17 protein-coding genes are annotated in these 15,847 nt (G+C 34.4%); 8 read left to right on the top strand and 9 right to left on the bottom strand.

Going from position 1 to position 15,847, the window contains the following annotated elements; genetic code table 11:
- Positions 1-15 precede the first annotated feature (15 nt).
- The 3 genes from IPJ83_15430 (at position 16) to IPJ83_15420 (ending at position 1,195) form a co-directional block, all read left to right on the top strand.
- A complete protein-coding gene (locus IPJ83_15430) occupies positions 16-285 on the top strand; it encodes a transposase (GenBank protein ID MBK7881929.1) in 270 nt (89 codons plus the stop codon).
- A gap of 180 nt (positions 286-465) precedes the next feature.
- Positions 466-822 carry a hypothetical protein gene (locus IPJ83_15425; GenBank protein MBK7881928.1) on the top strand — a complete coding sequence of 119 codons (357 nt, stop codon included), beginning with the start codon at positions 466-468 and terminating at the stop codon, positions 820-822.
- Positions 761-1,195: a DDE-type integrase/transposase/recombinase gene (locus IPJ83_15420; GenBank protein MBK7881927.1), complete on the top strand. Its 435-nt coding sequence runs from the start codon at positions 761-763 to the stop codon at positions 1,193-1,195. The genes IPJ83_15425 and IPJ83_15420 overlap by 62 nt, the downstream gene beginning before the upstream one ends.
- 194 nt (positions 1,196-1,389) lie before the next feature.
- On the opposite strand, the gene IPJ83_15415 is transcribed toward IPJ83_15420, so the two are convergent.
- The 9 genes from IPJ83_15415 to IPJ83_15375 all read right to left on the bottom strand — a co-directional run bounded on the left by IPJ83_15415 (position 1,390) and on the right by IPJ83_15375 (position 8,674).
- Positions 1,390-1,842 carry an EamA family transporter gene (locus tag IPJ83_15415; GenBank protein MBK7881926.1) on the bottom strand — a complete coding sequence of 151 codons (453 nt, stop codon included), beginning with the start codon at positions 1,840-1,842 and terminating at the stop codon, positions 1,390-1,392.
- A 2-nt stretch (positions 1,843-1,844) separates the two neighbouring features.
- Complete coding sequence (locus IPJ83_15410) at positions 1,845-2,363, bottom strand: GNAT family N-acetyltransferase (protein ID MBK7881925.1); 519 nt, start codon at positions 2,361-2,363, stop codon at positions 1,845-1,847.
- 4 nt (positions 2,364-2,367) lie between these two features.
- Positions 2,368-2,760 (bottom strand): rhodanese-like domain-containing protein, encoded by a 393-nt coding sequence (locus tag IPJ83_15405; protein MBK7881924.1) that lies wholly within the window; start codon positions 2,758-2,760, stop codon positions 2,368-2,370.
- Between the two features lie 13 nt (positions 2,761-2,773).
- Positions 2,774-3,673, bottom strand: coding sequence for an AraC family transcriptional regulator (locus tag IPJ83_15400; protein MBK7881923.1), 900 nt, complete (start codon positions 3,671-3,673; stop codon positions 2,774-2,776).
- 345 nt (positions 3,674-4,018) lie between these two features.
- On the bottom strand, positions 4,019-4,870 hold the full coding sequence (locus tag IPJ83_15395) for an HAD-IA family hydrolase (protein MBK7881922.1): 852 nt from the start codon (positions 4,868-4,870) through the stop codon (positions 4,019-4,021).
- A 10-nt stretch (positions 4,871-4,880) separates the two neighbouring features.
- The gene (locus tag IPJ83_15390) at positions 4,881-5,768 is read right to left on the bottom strand and encodes a T9SS type A sorting domain-containing protein (protein MBK7881921.1); all 888 of its coding nucleotides are present in this window, start codon (positions 5,766-5,768) and stop codon (positions 4,881-4,883) included.
- 234 nt (positions 5,769-6,002) lie between these two features.
- Positions 6,003-6,680: a hypothetical protein gene (locus IPJ83_15385; protein MBK7881920.1), complete on the bottom strand. Its 678-nt coding sequence runs from the start codon at positions 6,678-6,680 to the stop codon at positions 6,003-6,005.
- A 285-nt stretch (positions 6,681-6,965) separates the two neighbouring features.
- The gene (locus tag IPJ83_15380; GenBank protein ID MBK7881919.1) at positions 6,966-7,571 is read right to left on the bottom strand and encodes a TlpA family protein disulfide reductase; all 606 of its coding nucleotides are present in this window, start codon (positions 7,569-7,571) and stop codon (positions 6,966-6,968) included.
- A 185-nt stretch (positions 7,572-7,756) separates the two neighbouring features.
- Positions 7,757-8,674 (bottom strand): hypothetical protein, encoded by a 918-nt coding sequence (locus tag IPJ83_15375; protein ID MBK7881918.1) that lies wholly within the window; start codon positions 8,672-8,674, stop codon positions 7,757-7,759.
- Between the two features lie 586 nt (positions 8,675-9,260).
- On the opposite strand from IPJ83_15375, the gene IPJ83_15370 reads away from it, so the two are divergent.
- From IPJ83_15370 to IPJ83_15350, 5 genes are all read left to right on the top strand, one after another.
- Positions 9,261-9,848, top strand: coding sequence for a sigma-70 family RNA polymerase sigma factor (locus IPJ83_15370; protein MBK7881917.1), 588 nt, complete (start codon positions 9,261-9,263; stop codon positions 9,846-9,848).
- A 4-nt stretch (positions 9,849-9,852) separates the two neighbouring features.
- On the top strand, positions 9,853-10,659 hold the full coding sequence (locus IPJ83_15365; protein ID MBK7881916.1) for a tetratricopeptide repeat protein: 807 nt from the start codon (positions 9,853-9,855) through the stop codon (positions 10,657-10,659).
- A gap of 78 nt (positions 10,660-10,737) precedes the next feature.
- The gene (locus IPJ83_15360; protein MBK7881915.1) at positions 10,738-13,890 is read left to right on the top strand and encodes a CHAT domain-containing protein; all 3,153 of its coding nucleotides are present in this window, start codon (positions 10,738-10,740) and stop codon (positions 13,888-13,890) included.
- A gap of 412 nt (positions 13,891-14,302) precedes the next feature.
- Positions 14,303-15,448, top strand: a complete 1,146-nt coding sequence (locus IPJ83_15355) for a hypothetical protein (GenBank protein ID MBK7881914.1) — start codon at positions 14,303-14,305, stop codon at positions 15,446-15,448.
- 19 nt (positions 15,449-15,467) lie between these two features.
- Positions 15,468-15,842 (top strand): hypothetical protein, encoded by a 375-nt coding sequence (locus IPJ83_15350; protein MBK7881913.1) that lies wholly within the window; start codon positions 15,468-15,470, stop codon positions 15,840-15,842.
- Positions 15,843-15,847: the final 5 nt, after the last annotated feature.

Below are 15,847 nucleotides of genomic sequence, written 5' to 3'. Positions count from 1 at the left end.
ATTAAATCTTACTAGATGTCAAAATTGAGAAGAAAATTCACCAAGGAGCAAAAGCTCGAGATTGTCATAATGTCATTAGAAGACAATCAATCTGTTATTGAAGTAGCTGAACGTTTCGCATTGTCACGGAATGTTTTATACAATTGGCGTAGGCAGTATGGTCAATACTCAGAAAATGCCTTCCCTGGTCATGGGAAGTATTTAGGTACTGACCAGGAAAAAGAACTGACTGCCTTAAGGAATAAAGTGAGTAAGCTTGAAATAGAGAATGAAATCTTAAAATAATCCATAGGCATCTTCTCGTCACCAAACAAGATAAATTTACTTTCATAGAAAAGTTCTCAAATATTTATTCTGTTGAGATGATGTCCTAGATTCTTGGTGTAAGTAAAAGTGGATATTATAAATAGCTCTCTTATATTCCTGAAAAAGAGGAAATTAAATATAAACTAAAAGAAATAATTCATGCTGAATTTAAGAAAAGTCGAGGGACATATTGGAGCCCTAGATTTACTCAAAAGCTTAAATAAGAAAGAATTCCAAATATCTAAAAGTTCAATAGTTAGAATTTTGAAAACTATTAAAATTCAAGCCAGAAGGAAGAAAAAACATGTTATTACTACAGATTCTAAACATAAATATCCTGTGCCAGAAAATCTACTAGATAGAAACTTTGAAGTGGATCAAATAAATAAGGTTTGGGTTAGTGATATAACATACATACGGGTAAGCCAGATTTGGATGTATTTTAAGGATTGTAATGAATTTAGCAGACCGGATGATGGTAGGATGGAATCTGAGCGACAACATGACAGCCCATGATACAACTATTGCTGCTTTTAGCAAAGCTGCCAGAAAACGTGGCTTACAATTGCAAAATCAAATTATGTTTCATTCAGATAGTGGAGTACAATATGCCAGCGCAGAATTTTCTAAGTTGCTAAAGGAATATAACTGCACACAGAGTATGTACAGGAAAGGAAATTGCTGGGATAATGCAGTTGCAGAATCATTTTTTAAAACAATCAAATGCGAATGCATAGACAACTATAAATTTAGAGACCAAGAATCTGCATTATCAATAATATTTAGATATATTGAAGGGTGGTATAACACCATCAGAACCCATAGCGCATTGAATGGGAAGTCACCATTGGAAGCATTTTATGAAAAAGTTTATATTTTATCGGCATAATCTATACCTTCTGTCTACTATGTTGAATAAGTTCACCTCCAATTGATCTTGATCAGTATAAGCCTATTAAACTGCTCTTTAGTCAATACGGCTATATTTTAGGTGCCTCCTCTCATCGTTCAACTTGTCTTCTTTTTGATTTAAAGTGTAAGTATCAACTAAATATATGTCTCTTCCTATTAGGTGCTTATGGTTTAAAGATTAATCATTTTGCCTTTCATAAACATTAGGATGGTTAAGGTTGCAAAGACAAAAGAGATATAGTAGTACACGTTCATTTTTTCACCAAATACAAAAACACTTAATAAAATTGATGTTGTAATAATTGCAAGGATGGCATAGAGTGTATAATATGATGCTCCGTGATTACGATAAAGTAAATATAAAAAGATATTTAGCATTACTAATCCAATTCCAGAAATGATAAGCCATTTGAAATTTATTGTAAAATAATGTAGTAATCCTTTAGTGGGGTAGAGAAATGAAATGCTAAAAAGTATGATTGCCGCAATTAGTAGTGAGAACGAACCGAATGCAATCGGATTCTGAAATGCACCTGCTTTCTTTTGTCCAAGAGTTACCAGAGCATTACCAATGGCAGCGATGAGTGCTATTAGAAAAGGTGCTAACAGCCCAGTTATTTTCATTGTCAAAATTTCTTTACCATTACTTCGTAATCAAAACTCATAGATTCAAAGTCATAGTGATATTTGGTTTCTTTATGAAAGCCATGCTTTTCATAAAAACGAATTGCTTTATCGTTTCCGACCCAAACAGCTAACCATAAAGTTTTTATTTTATGCTTTTCTACTTCTGCAAATAATTCTTTTTGAAGTTTCTCACCAATGGTGTTACCAATGAAGTCATTCAGGACATAAATTTTTTGCAATTGGGCTGGCTTTGAGTCTGAAAGGTTTTCATAGGGACAATATTTTTTCAGTTTTGCATAGGCAACAGGTAAATCGTCTGCAAATGCAACCCAAAATACATTGTTCTCTTTTTGAATACTGTTTTGAATTTTGGAAACTGAGAAGGTAGAAGATAAATAATTTTTCAGAACGGTATCGTTAGTCCAGATGTGTCTGAATGCTTCACGGAATGTAATTCTCGCTATCAATGCAACAATTGCTGCATCTTCTTGAGTGGCTTTTCTTACGGTTATATTCATATTTTTAGCAGGCACAGTTTAATTTTAAACCTTCTTTTGCTTTAGTTCCCTGGGTAGCATAGCCATCTCGTTTCCACCAGTCAAGGCCTCCTATAAGTTCTTTTACTTTGAAGCCAAGCTCAGCCATCTTCAGTGCTCCTTTGGTTGAAGCGTTGCAACCGATGCCATCGCAATAAGTAACATAAAGAATATTTCGGTCAAGGTTCTTTGTAAATTCTTCCGTCATTTCACGGTGAGGAAAATTAGTTGCAAGCGGAATATGTTCTTCATTAAATGCAAATGGTTTTCGGGCATCAATAACGATTAGAAATTCACCAGCATTGATTGCATCAAATAAATCAGAGCTATCCATTTCATATTCTAATTTTTGTTTGTAGTGATTGATTTGGTTGTTCATTATATTTATGATTTTAGTTATTGTATAGAATTCGGTTTACCTGACGGTCGCTTTTTAGTCCGCATTGTTTCGCAATCTCAATTCTCGAGATGTCGGGGTTTTTGAGCAATTCTTTTATTCTTTCTTTGCGTAATACTGTAATGTAATTGTTAACTGTGATACCTGTTTCTTTTTTGAAAATTCTTGTGAAATTCCTGTTGCTCATTCCTGCGATTTCAGCAAGTTCAATTAACGTAATCCGCCTTTGTAAATTTTCGTGAAGCCAATCCTGCACTTTATGTATGCCTGAATGAATGTGATTTCGGTAATTCAAATAATCGCTTTGTTGTGGTTGGCTACCGCTTCGTCTGTTATACATTACTAATTCTCTTGCGATTTTATGAGCGAAGTAGTTTCCTTTTAGTTCTTCCAAAATGAAAAGTGTCATGTCAATGCCTGCAAGGATTCCAGCACTTGTGTATATATTGTCTTGGTTTGTGAACAAGACATTTTCCTGAACTTTGATGTAAGGAAATATTTTTTGCATTTCATTCGTCTTTTGCCAATGAGTGGTGCATGTTTTGTTGTCTAGAATGCCAGAATAAGCCAATACATAAGCCCCTGTACAAATGCTACAAATGTTAATTTTATTAATAGATGCATTGTGTAGCCATTTAAAAAGGTTTTTCTGCTTCTTGAACTCATTGGATAATAAGTATTTGGTTTCAGGTCCAGGAATGAAAATATAATCACCTTCATTCAGATTGATTGTTTCAAAGTAGGGCAGTTTGTCAATAGTTAGTCCTGTACTCGTTTTTATTGAGTTATGAATAGAACAGTATTTAATTTCAAAATCTGCTCCATCGCCAATTGCTTCGTAAATTACTTGTTCGGCTCCTGTTAAGTCAAGCAACTGAATTTCGGGAAGTATCAAGAATAGGAATTTTATAGCCATTAATATCAAATTATTATGGTGCAAATTTATGATGTTGAAATCAAATAATTGAGACAAATGACAGACATATTGAGCCAAGCCTAATTTGTCTTAAATTTTTCAAGTCGAAGGTCAAACAGAAACAATTCTGTTCTTGTTTTGTCAGATGGTTTTGTAGTAGGGTTGTACCTATCGTTTTATGGCTTTATGTTGTGGTGGGAATCAGGGAGCCTCAGCCAAGCCTATAACCAAAAACCCATTTGAAAAACTAATGATAAGTAATTGTTCGTCAACCCAACAATACACAAAACTTATGTAAAGGGCTGGCCTTGTTTATGAGATTGTTTAGTTTTCAATGATGTCAAATAGTTTTTGGTCTTTAAAGCTGTCAATAACAATGTCAGCTTTTGTAAGGTCTTGGTTACCCGAATTTGGATTGTAATAGCCAATACAAAACATATTTGCTGCCTTAGCTGCTAACACCCCGTTAGTGCTGTCTTCAATAACAATGCAGTCGTTAGGTAGTCTGTCGTAATGGTCTGCAACTTTTAAAAAAATGTCAGGCTCGGGTTTCCCTTTTACAACTTGTTCTCCACTCACAACAAAGTCAAAATATTTTTCAATGTCAAGCTTTTGCAAAATAAGGTCAATGTTTTTTTTGAGTCCCGAAGATGCGATTGTTAATATGTAACCTTTCTGTTTTAAAAATTCAAGAAAATCAATTACGCCAAATGTCGGGACAAGATTTGTCTCTTTAAGTGTTGTATGCTTTAACTCTTTTTCAAGTTCTTTTAATTCGTAAACACTATAGGATAAATTGAATTTGTCTTTTATGTATGTCCACATTTTAGTTGCAGAAATTCCAACAAATGTTTGATGCTCAGCAATGCTAATGTCTGCCCCCAATTTCTTAAAGAAAACCTGATTCATTTCCATATAGAGTTTTTCGCTGTCCAACAGAACTCCGTCCATGTCAAATATTATTAACTTCTTCATATTGTGTAGTGTGTTGTTATTGGGAAGGCGCTTACGTCTTTTTGCAGCTACAAGAAGTTGACGATTTTTACAAGAAATGGTCATACGCAGAACGAATGTTTGACCAACCACATAGCTGAATACGAACCAATGAACCGCCAATTTTGCCAAACGCGTATTATGCAAATACCCGATGGTTAGAAAGATAATGTGACGTTCCATCACACGGAATCTATTTATTAATGATAAGTTTTTTCATTCCAATAAATTCTGCTGCTTGAATTTGCACAATATAATTTCCCTCTGCAAAATCGTTTGTGTTCATTTCTACCTTTTGTGTATTTTTTGCCATGGTAGTGTACATGACTTTTCCAGTAAGATCAGCGATTGTTACTTGTACCCTTTTGTGGTTGCTACCTAAATCGATGGTGAGATGGTTGGTGGCAGGATTAGGAAAAAGATTTATGGAGGATGCAAACGAATTTTTCGTTATTCTTGTGGTAATTGTTTGTCCGGCAAGGATGGGTTGGTCAGGAATGGAGTTGTATGCATAATCCCTTATAATAACAGAGGCATATGACTGTGTTACATCAATACGTAATCTCACCCAACCATAGTAAGTTTGTCCTGATTGTAATAATCGTAATCCTAAATAATGATCTGATAAATTATCCCATAGCCCCCAAATTGTATCACCCCCACCGCCTTTACCATCCACAACATTTTTCAAACTTTGTGATCCCGTTGTTTGCCAGGACTGTTGTAATAACAGGTTACTGTCAATTACGGTATTAAATTGTAAAGGAATTGATACATAAGTGGAATTGACCAAAGTATCTTTTACAGTATTGCCATTTAATGGACTGGCAGTTACATTGCTGTAAGTTTCAATACCCTTTTTAGCAGAATAATGATAAAAGGCTGTTAAAATGAAATCAGTATTCGAGTCATTATTCAAATCAAGATTATAGTTTTCAGAGCAAGGAGTGAGGTTAACTATACAGTTCATTGTTGAATCCGGAATGACATCCGTATATACGATCTGTGCATGGGCACTTGCTGAAAATATCATTGCTGTAACGATGAAAGCGTAAAGCTTTTTTAGTAGTTGTTTTTTCATTTTGTTAATTATTTAAAGTGTGACTTTAATTTATTTTTGTTTTAAATGCTCGTTCAAAGCTACACTATTTGAAGTTCCAATGTCACTCTCGGGTTTTGCATAACGGTCAAGTACTTACGACTTGTCGCTGCTTGTCCTTAAGCCAAAAGTAAGGAATAGTTTTTTCATGATAATGCCAAATGTGAAAATATCTGTACAATAGCGACATGTTCTTAAGTAAATTGTTATATGATGTTAATTGAAATGACTTTTTAATAAGCTATCAACTTTAAGTACTTGAAGCCATGAATAGGGCATTATTACTAAATCAGTTTCTAATTGAAAACAAATAAGTCTATTTCTATAGAAATTAATCTCATATTTAGGAATCAACTTGTCAAACCCCTTTCTTGTTGTTCTATCTATTATTTTTTGCATTTGAATGGTGTTTATAAACGAATCAATCTGCTCTTTTCGTGAAATCATTTTTAATTCATAATCATTAATATAGTTTATATACTTGCCATTATAACCATCAATTTCAACAGGTTTCAATTTGTTTATGCGAATGGAATCAATATCCGTTAAGTCAGAAATATCGATAAGTCTTTCTGTAGTATTAATATTGCTCCTATTTGTTTGACTTATTATATTGAGTAATTTATTTTTAACTTCTACAATATCTCTAGAGTTTTTTTCTGAGCCATAAAATCTGAAATTTTTAATTAGACTATCTTGAAATAAAAATTTTATACTGGATGTTGTAAAGTGTGTTATCAGTATTTCTTCCAGATGAAATGTATCAGATAGTAATCTTTGAACTTCTTCATCAATAATATCAAAGGTATTATTGATTTTTGAAGCCTGAGCATAAAATTTGGGTCCATACTTGCACGCCCCATATCCATCGCATTCGCCACGTTCTAATTGCAAAATTATTATTGAATCTCTTAAAACAAATAATTGAATATAGGAGCTATCAGTGTGAGTTGAAAGGTGTATTTCATCATAGAATTTCTTATGTTTAATACAACTACAATGTAAACTTATAAGCAGGAATAATAATTTGAATCTAATCATATGTTTAATATCACGTAACGGTCGAATACTTGCGACTTGCCGCCACTTGTCCGGAAGCCAAAAGTAGGAAATTTGATTCATTGTTTGCTGATAGTGGAACACAATAATATTCTTGGTGGCTTGATCGCAAGTACAATGTTAGTGGTCGTCATTTTCAACTGCAATTTTTATTATTGGAATAAGTTTATGCAGTAATTCTTGGCTTGCTGTTGAATCTGATTTGCCACCAGAAGTAGCATAAATTATTTCTGTTTGTTTATTCAAAATAAAAGTTGTTGGATAACCCCAATACAGTTTAAAAATATTATCAATAATATTAGTTTCACCAGAAATATGGCTATAATTCCAAACATGATTTTCTAAAAACGCATTTATATCACTTCTTTTATCCCTTCCAATAGCAACGTAATTTACATATTGAATTCCAAATCTTTCGACCAAATAATTTAGGCCAGAAATTTCAGCGACACAAGGTGGACAATCTATGAACCAAAAATTTATAACGCTAATTTTTCCTTTTAAGTCTTCATTTGAATATGAGCTTCCATCAATAAGTTTCGCTTTAAAATCAGGTATTTTAGCCCCAATCAAACAATCAGGTCCGATCGCTATATAGGTATTTGATCCAAGTTTCTTTGCTCGATCAAAATTACTTCGACAAGTTCGTAGTCCTTCTTCATATGTAATTTCTTTCCGAATAGTACAATTCGAAACAAGTAGAATAAATAAAATTACAATTCTCACTTTTAATCTGATTTAATATGATGACCTATAACGTTCAAGTACTTACGACGTGCCGCCCCAAGTCCGGATGCCAAAAGTAGCAAATAGTTTTTTCATTAGAGGCCTAAAGTGAAAACTAAGTTTTTAGGCGGTATGATCGTAACTACATTGTTATCGGCAGGTTATTTAGATGTATCTTAAGAACGTCATTTGCGATCGTTATTCAAATATAACTCTTCAAAATAGTTTGCTTTTACTAAACTGTCGAGTTTTGAATCTTTAAGAAAATTTTTGAAAGATGTCCAAATGGGTTCATCAATTCTTTTGTTGCTTTTAATTTCATAAATTGCACGAAGAATCAATTCAGTCTCTTTTAATTCAAGTTTATGTGTTTTTAAATGATTGGAAAGATATTTTATGCTTTTGTTAGAGCCACTTGTCGTTAAAATCCCAAGCATCCTGTAGAAAAATTTATAATTATCCTCTTTTGACATCCTTTTGATTATCTCCTCTTCAATAAATTGTTTTGAATCGAATAATGAGCACAACATTAGATCCCGATTGTATTCATTATTGGTTGTGTCATCAAAATATTTTAAATAGGTTTTAAATAAAAATTGACTTTTCTCTTTAAGAAAATTTGTTTCAGCTTCAATACAATGGTAAAATGTTCTCCAACTATCTTTTGAGGTTTCCCTTTTTATATTTTTAATTTCAACCCTTTGGATCACATAGTTAAATGAATCTAACAGTGTAGGTAAACATTGTATGGAAAATTCAACCTCTAGGTTGTATTCATCAATTAACAAAACAAGATATCTTAAATAATCGCCCCTGTTTTCTCCTAATTCACAATGAGTACAACTTGTTAGTGGCCTAGGGTCATTTAGCAATGCTAACCAAAGTGTATCAGCACAGTTACATTTATTATATGATTCTTTTGGGCTTTGTAATAGAATTAAGTAAAATTCTTTCGTCGTTTTTTGTATTTTTTTATAATCATAGTTTTCAAAAAATGATACTTTCTTAAGTTCTTTACAAGCCTTAACTAATTTATCTTGACACATAAGACTGTATAGGGAAAAGAAAAAGCTGATTGAGAATATTAAGATTGATTTATTCATTTATATGGTAGTGTTCATTGGACTTGCCGATAAATTGCATATACACAAGACATCATTGCGCATGGCTACCCAATTTTAACAAGCCTTGGGAAACTTTTTTTCGTTTATTTTTCATTTTTTTTCTTGGTTAATTAAAGCGGCCTCCCGTTTTCTAATCGGTAGAATCCAACTCACACCTTTTCTTTTCATTCTTTTATAAGTAAGGCCCCTCAAAGTTTAATCCATTTTTTGTGAATAGATTTCTTATGGTCAATAGTTCCCCGGATCATCCTATGAAAACGTCAGGTGAATATATTCAATATATTACATTTTTGTATCCTGAAATAAAATATATGAATAATTGATATATATAATAAATAGTTATATAATAGATTACATATTTTTGAGTCAATTCAGCATAATTTCACTTTGTACTTTATTGTTAGAATACATTGACAGAAAATTTTGGATTTTTCTTGCTAAGAAACTTTACGTTTTCCGTATATATCAGGGAAAGAGCGGATTTAGGCTCATTTACTTTACACCAGTTATATAGCCATATTAATTATGAAATATTTGTTTCTTTGTAACAACAAAATCCCCTTAATTGGACATCAAACCAATTATCCATTCCGAAGATCAACGGCTGTTCCAGGACTTAAAATCAGGAAATATGCAGGCATTTGATCAAATCTACCTGCTGTACCGGGATGATTTTGTTCGGACCGCCAGACATCGCTTCAGTTCGATGCCGGAGGCCGATATAGTGGATGCCTGGCAGGATGCGCTGGTTTCTTTCTTCGAACAAATTAGCTCCGGCAGACTGCATACGCTCAGCTGTTCCATCAAAAGTTTTTTATACCTGATAGGTTTTCGTTACATCATGAAGTCTCATCATTTGAATTTGAAAACCGACCATGTGGAGTCTTTTTCGGACAAGGCTGAAAATCTTCATTTTGCAGAGGAGATGGATTTAATGCCGGAGTTGAACGACGAGCAAATCCTGTTGAATGCAAGAATCAAGGAGCTGCCGGAACAAAGCAAACGCATGTTGTTGTTGCGCTATGTTGATGGGAAGTCCATACCGGAGATTGCTCAGGAAATGAATTACCAATCGGACAATTCGGTAAGCGTCACCTTGTCCCGCACTTTGAAGAAATTGAAGGAATTGTTGGAAAAAGATGTAAAAAGATAAACCTATGCACGATGAATTAATAGATCGTTTTCTGGCCGGTGAGTTGAATCCGGAAGAAAAAGCTTCCTTTGAAAAAAGAATGCAAGAGGATGGCCAGTTCAGGGCTGAGGTCGAAGCATACAAAAGTATCCTTAACAATTTAAAATCTGTTCGCAATCAGGAGTTGAAATCAAGACTGATCAAGTTGGAGGGATCCGTTCCTAAACAAGGATTTAAATTTGGCAAACCAGGATATTATATTTTGTTTTCTATAATTATCCTGGCAGTAAGCCTGTGGTTCATATGGTCAAGGAATTCTAATTTTTCAGATTCTTCCATACCACCTAAAAACATGGAGCAGGAATCTACTCCAACCATCCAGGAAAATCATTCGCCAAATGCTGCGCCTTCAATCCTGGAAGATACCATGCGAAAGCAAGAAAACCTAAAGATGGAACCAGGTACAAAAAATGCCGCAGGTCCAAAAGATCCAATTGCCGGAACAGAGATAGAAGAGGAAACTTATGCCGCCCACTTCGAGCCCTATATGGATGAGGACTTAATCTCTATGGTCAGGGGAGAAGGAGAGTTGACCAATTACGAAAAGTTTATGGCATTTTATCTTAAGAAGGATTATACAAGGGCTCTTAAAGTTTATGATGAAATGGATGAGTCTCTCAGAGATTCTGATAATGTACTTTTCTTAAAGGCAAATGTATTATTGGGATTGAACAGATCGGGCGAAGCCAAAGTTTTGTTGAAACGCATTATAAAAAATGACCAGTCCCGTTATACTGCAGAAGCGAAAAAGTATTTACGATACTGTCGCTAGATTGATTGTTTGATTATCTTTTCCAAATTGTAATTTGCTTGGATTCTATAAAGCCAAATGGCAAATATTTATTTTACCATGAAGTTTAAATTAGGTATTCTAACTATACTCATTTTAAGTACAGCCTGTTTGGCAAACTTGGTTGGTCAAACGGAAGAGTTCACTCCGGAGAGATCTTTTGATTCCCTTTTTAGACAAGTTAATATTTGTTTTAAGAAAAGGGATTTGACTGCTGCGAAAATGACGCTTCAAAGTATGGATAGTCTTGCCGACACACATTGGGCAAAAAATTCAAGCCAATACAGTCTTCTGACCTACAGCAAAGCAATCTATGCCTATTATAAAGGCAATATGAAGGAGTCCCTGGAAGGGTTTGAAAATACCATGAAATTACGCAAACAGCTTTTTGGGGAAAAGGATGAGTATTACTATAAAAGTTTAGGAAATTCAGGAAGCATTTATTTTGTACAGGGCGACTTCAAAGCTGCACTCAAAATTTATTCCAAAGGTTTGGAGCTTAACAAAGAAATCTATCCAAAGGAAGGAATTCACCTGGCCAAAGATTTGAACAATATAGCCATAGCATATAAAGAGTTGGGATATTTTGAGCTTGCGGAGCGTCATCTTCTGGAAGCGCTTCGATTGAAACTTAAGTATGATTCAACAGATATAATTTCTTTATCCAACACCTACAATAATCTTGCTGTTTTATACAGGTCTATGGGTAATATAGAGAAAGATGAAGAGTTTATTTTGAGGGGAGTAAGCTGTATGAAGTATCACCCTGAATTATCCAATCAACAGGAATATCTTGTATTGCTGGCAGCAGCGGGTGAACTTTACAACCGAATCCATAATTATAAAATGGCGCAACATTATTTGTTGGCCTCTGAAGAAATTCTAAAAGTGAATCCGTCATTAAAAGAATCATATAGTTATGAGTCTTATCTCACTTTAAAAATTCAAGTTTATCAATCACTCGGCGACTATCGCAAGGTAAAGGAAGTTCAGAAACAACTTTTAAATTTTGTGGAGAAGAATTTTGGGAAATATCATTTGCGTAATGGATTGGCCTTGATGATCATGGGAAAGAATTTGTATTCCTTCCAGGAGTATGAAGCTTCTAAAAATGCCTACAAGGAAGCAATGTCCATCCTGGATAGTATTCAGGGGAAGAATTCATTGAACTCCGTAATTTGTCTGATTGCCCTTAGTTCTAATGTCTGGAAATCTAATCAGTTTGAACAAATGTTAAAATTTGCAAGTGAGGCAAAGTCAAGATTTGAAGTGGGCAATCATATTAAGGATACCATAACATTATCTAATATTTATCATTTATTGGGGATTGCTTATTCAAATTTGAATGAGCCACAAACAGCGGAAGACTATCTTGTAAAAGCGCTTGCCTGGAGAGCAACTAAGATTGGGAAGGAAAATGAAGATTATCTATCCAGTTTGCAAGAATTGTCTTTTCATTTTATGCGTAGGAGCGAATATCAAAAGGCAATTGACCATTTATCAGAGGCAGGTAAAATAGTGAGACGAATTCTCGAAACTTCAAAAGGCTTCCTGACGCAAGAGGAATTGACCGGTTATATTGTCAAGTTCGAATCTATTTATCATCAGATTTTAACCTTATGTTCCTTAAGCAAGGATGAAAAGACCAATGTAATTGCTTTTGAAAATGCCATTTTTTATAAAGGTTTTATTAAGGAAAATCTCATTTCTTTCAACAAGGAGTTAAGAACCAATTTACAACTCAGAAATGAATATGTTTTTTTAAGGTCTACGGAAGAAAGGCTTTCGAAATTATACAAAAAAGTACAGGATGAGGATGATAAAAATTTGATTGCTCAATTGGAGCAGAGGAAATTTAATATTGAAAAAAACATTTTATTGTACGCAAACCATAAACAGGATACTGTGATGTTGAATTGGAGGCATTATCAAAAAATGTTAAAGGATAGTTCTGTCATGGTTGAATTTGTGCATTATAATTATTGTAAAGAAAACAGGGCAGATTCCGTTCTGTATGCTGCCTTCATCATCAAGAAGGATTCAAATTTTCCTTTATTTGTTCCTTTATGCAATAAGGATAAATTGAACAAAATACTTGGAAAGCACCGCACACGTAGATTGGAATATGTAAACCATTTGTATTTTTCTGGTATGAAATCAGGCAATGGAATTTCCGAAAACATGTATGACCTGATCTGGAAAAATATGGAATCCCATCTCAAAGGAATTCATCAGATTGATTACTCCCTGTCCGGTATTTTGCATAATGTAAATATTCATTTTTTGGTTTCACCAGAGAAAAAATATCTTTCGGATTTGTATCAGTTGGTTTTGCATTCTTCTGCAAATTATTCAAAAAATGAAAAGAAATCACATTCTTTGGAATTCCAGGATGAGGTGGTTTTATTCGGTGGCATCGATTATGACTCCGATGCCACTCTGGAAGGTGGACCAATTGCTAGCAAGGGGGAAGTGAGAGATCCTTTAAGTGCGAGACGAACCATGCAATGGAGCAAGGCAGATACTGGCAATCATATAAGAAAGTGGAGTTATTTACCTTCCAGCAACAAGGAAGTAAAGAGAATAGGAGACATTTGTATGAAATCCAATGTTAAGAGTTCCGTTTATACCGGCAGAGAGGCTAGCGAAGAAAAGTTTAAGTCCTTAGGAAGTTATAGTTCCTCGATAACATCTCCTTCAGTGATTCATTTATCCACACATGGTTTCTTTTTTTCCGATCTGGATTCCAAATCATCGCGAATAAATTACTATAACATGGTGAACCACTCTACTAATCCCATGTTGCGAAGCGGCTTGTTATTGGCTGGCGCAAACAAGAGTTGGTTTGATTCGAGTGGGGTATTTAATCAAAGTGAAGATGGTGTGCTCTCCGCAGATGAAATCAGTCTGTTGGATTTGTCTTCTACTAAGTTGGTGATTTTGTCTGCTTGCGAAACCGGCCTAGGAGAAATTCGCGGCAACGAAGGTGTATATGGCCTGCAAAGAGCATTTAAAATTGCTGGCGTACAGTCCATGATTATGTCCCTATGGCAGGTTCCGGATAAACAAACTGCTGAATTGATGGAGTTATTCTATGAGAATTGGTTGGTTAAAGGCATGAGCATTCGCAATTCGCTTCAGGCTGCTCAGAAAACTTTGAGAGATAAAAAATTGGAACCTTATTATTGGGCAGGTTTTATTCTTTTGGAATAAACACACCCTTTATCACAAGCGTGTGATGGAGATTTGTATAGCCTATTAACCATTGCAAAGTTTTTGTTTTTATAAAGACATTTTGAAGATTTTACCTGGTGTTCTTGCGTATTCGCATGCCAAGAACTAAAAATTTGATTCACGCCCAAACTTATAGCAAACAAACACCATCCATTGGTATGCAATTATATTTTTAGGCTCCATGTCTTCAATGTAATCATGACTACAGCACGATCTTCTATTTTGGTGATATAGAATTTTGAGCACAGAAATCAAACAAAAAAAAATTTAAAAAATGTTTGATTTCATGCTAAGATATTTTTCCTCACTTGTATTTATAAAGTATAGAATGAATTTAAAGCATAAATTCTTCAGTTTCAAAATGAATAAAATAAAATATACAATTGGAAAAATGAGGATCAGAAAATTACCCGTGTGCAATCAGCTTAAAGAAATAGTAGCTGTTCTATGTAAAGCAATATTTTTATACATTTTATCATGTTCGATAGTTTCTGGACAAGCTGAAGTGGAAGAAGAGTTTTCCGGAACCCATTCGGCAAAATATACAAACTTAAATGTTCCCTCTGTTCCTGCTTTTATCCTTCTGGATGTAACTGCTGCAAAAGTTCAGCAAGCAGGATACACAAGATCTGTAAAAATAGATTGGACGATGAAGAATTACAAAAACACACCCAATGTGGGTTTGGAATTGCAACCATTATGGCTCCTTTATTATAATCAAAGTGATTTGTCCAGATACAGAAAAGCTTCCCCTCTGGCAAGAAAATTGAGCACATTGAGTGTATCTGTTGGTACCTACAATCAGGATTTTTGGCGTCAAATTGCCTATGCTGTAAAGCTCAATTTGTACCAGGGTGACGATCCATTGATGAATGATGATCTGGACGATGCTACCAAAGAATATGAAGAAGAGAAGGCTCTGTACAAAGCATATATAAATGACGCACGAGCCAAGTTGAGGAAGACGGATGATTTGGAAACTATTAAAAAATTGAAGCGTAGAATCAATGATTATAAGGATAGTCTTTTTATTACAGATCAAAATCAAAAGGATGCAAATCGTATATATAAAGAAGAGTATCTAAAAGAAAATTGGAATATACCTACAGTAGATATTGGATTTGGTAAATTAAGAATCTACGATATCCAAAATATCCCTGACAGCAGCAAACAGATTTTATCAGGTATGGGCGTATGGATTTGTGGGTCAAGCGGTGTAGGATATCGTGGTCTGTTAAGCGGCATGTTGAAATTCGTCAACATCAACAATGTCAGTACTAAATTTTTAATTGGGGCTTCCTATCGCTACGGTAATCCCAAATACAACATGTATACGGAATTCAGTTATGATTTGTCCAATGATGTGTATGCTCCATCCGGAAGATCGTTGGAGAAGTCAACATTAGGAATGGGTGGTGATTTTAAAATAAATTCTATTGTCCAACTCAATCTTGGTTTGCGGTTTAATATGGATCAGCAATTCAAATTCACATCTCTGAATCCTGCGGCCAACATTATATGTTTAATGAATCTTTAACCAATAAATAAATTTTTGTATGAAAAAAAATTCTTTTTTATTAATTGCCCTTATAAGCTATCTTTTTGTTGGCTTACATGGTTTGAATGCACAAGCTCAACAGCTTCCGGAATGTAAAGACAATGTCTCCAGAATGGCCAGCTCTAAAAAATGGCCGAATGGCGAGCATGAACTTTGCGTAACAGCAGAAGGGACAGTAATTATTGCAAAAGTCGTAAATGGAAAAGTTGCATCCTTTTCGGCAAGAGACCTTAATCGCAATGTGCTTCCATTGGCAAAATCAGCAGCCGGAGGAAAGACTAAAAGCATTAAATGTCCTGCAGGAATGAAATCCAATTGCGGATGTATTCCTTCTAATTGTTTTTGCGAACCAATTCTTAACCAATCAAATTAATTGAA

This window comes from Candidatus Vicinibacter proximus (assembly GCA_016713905.1).
GTDB lineage: Bacteria > Bacteroidota > Bacteroidia > Chitinophagales > Saprospiraceae > Vicinibacter > Vicinibacter proximus.
This window is presented reverse-complemented; position numbering and strand designations above follow the sequence as displayed.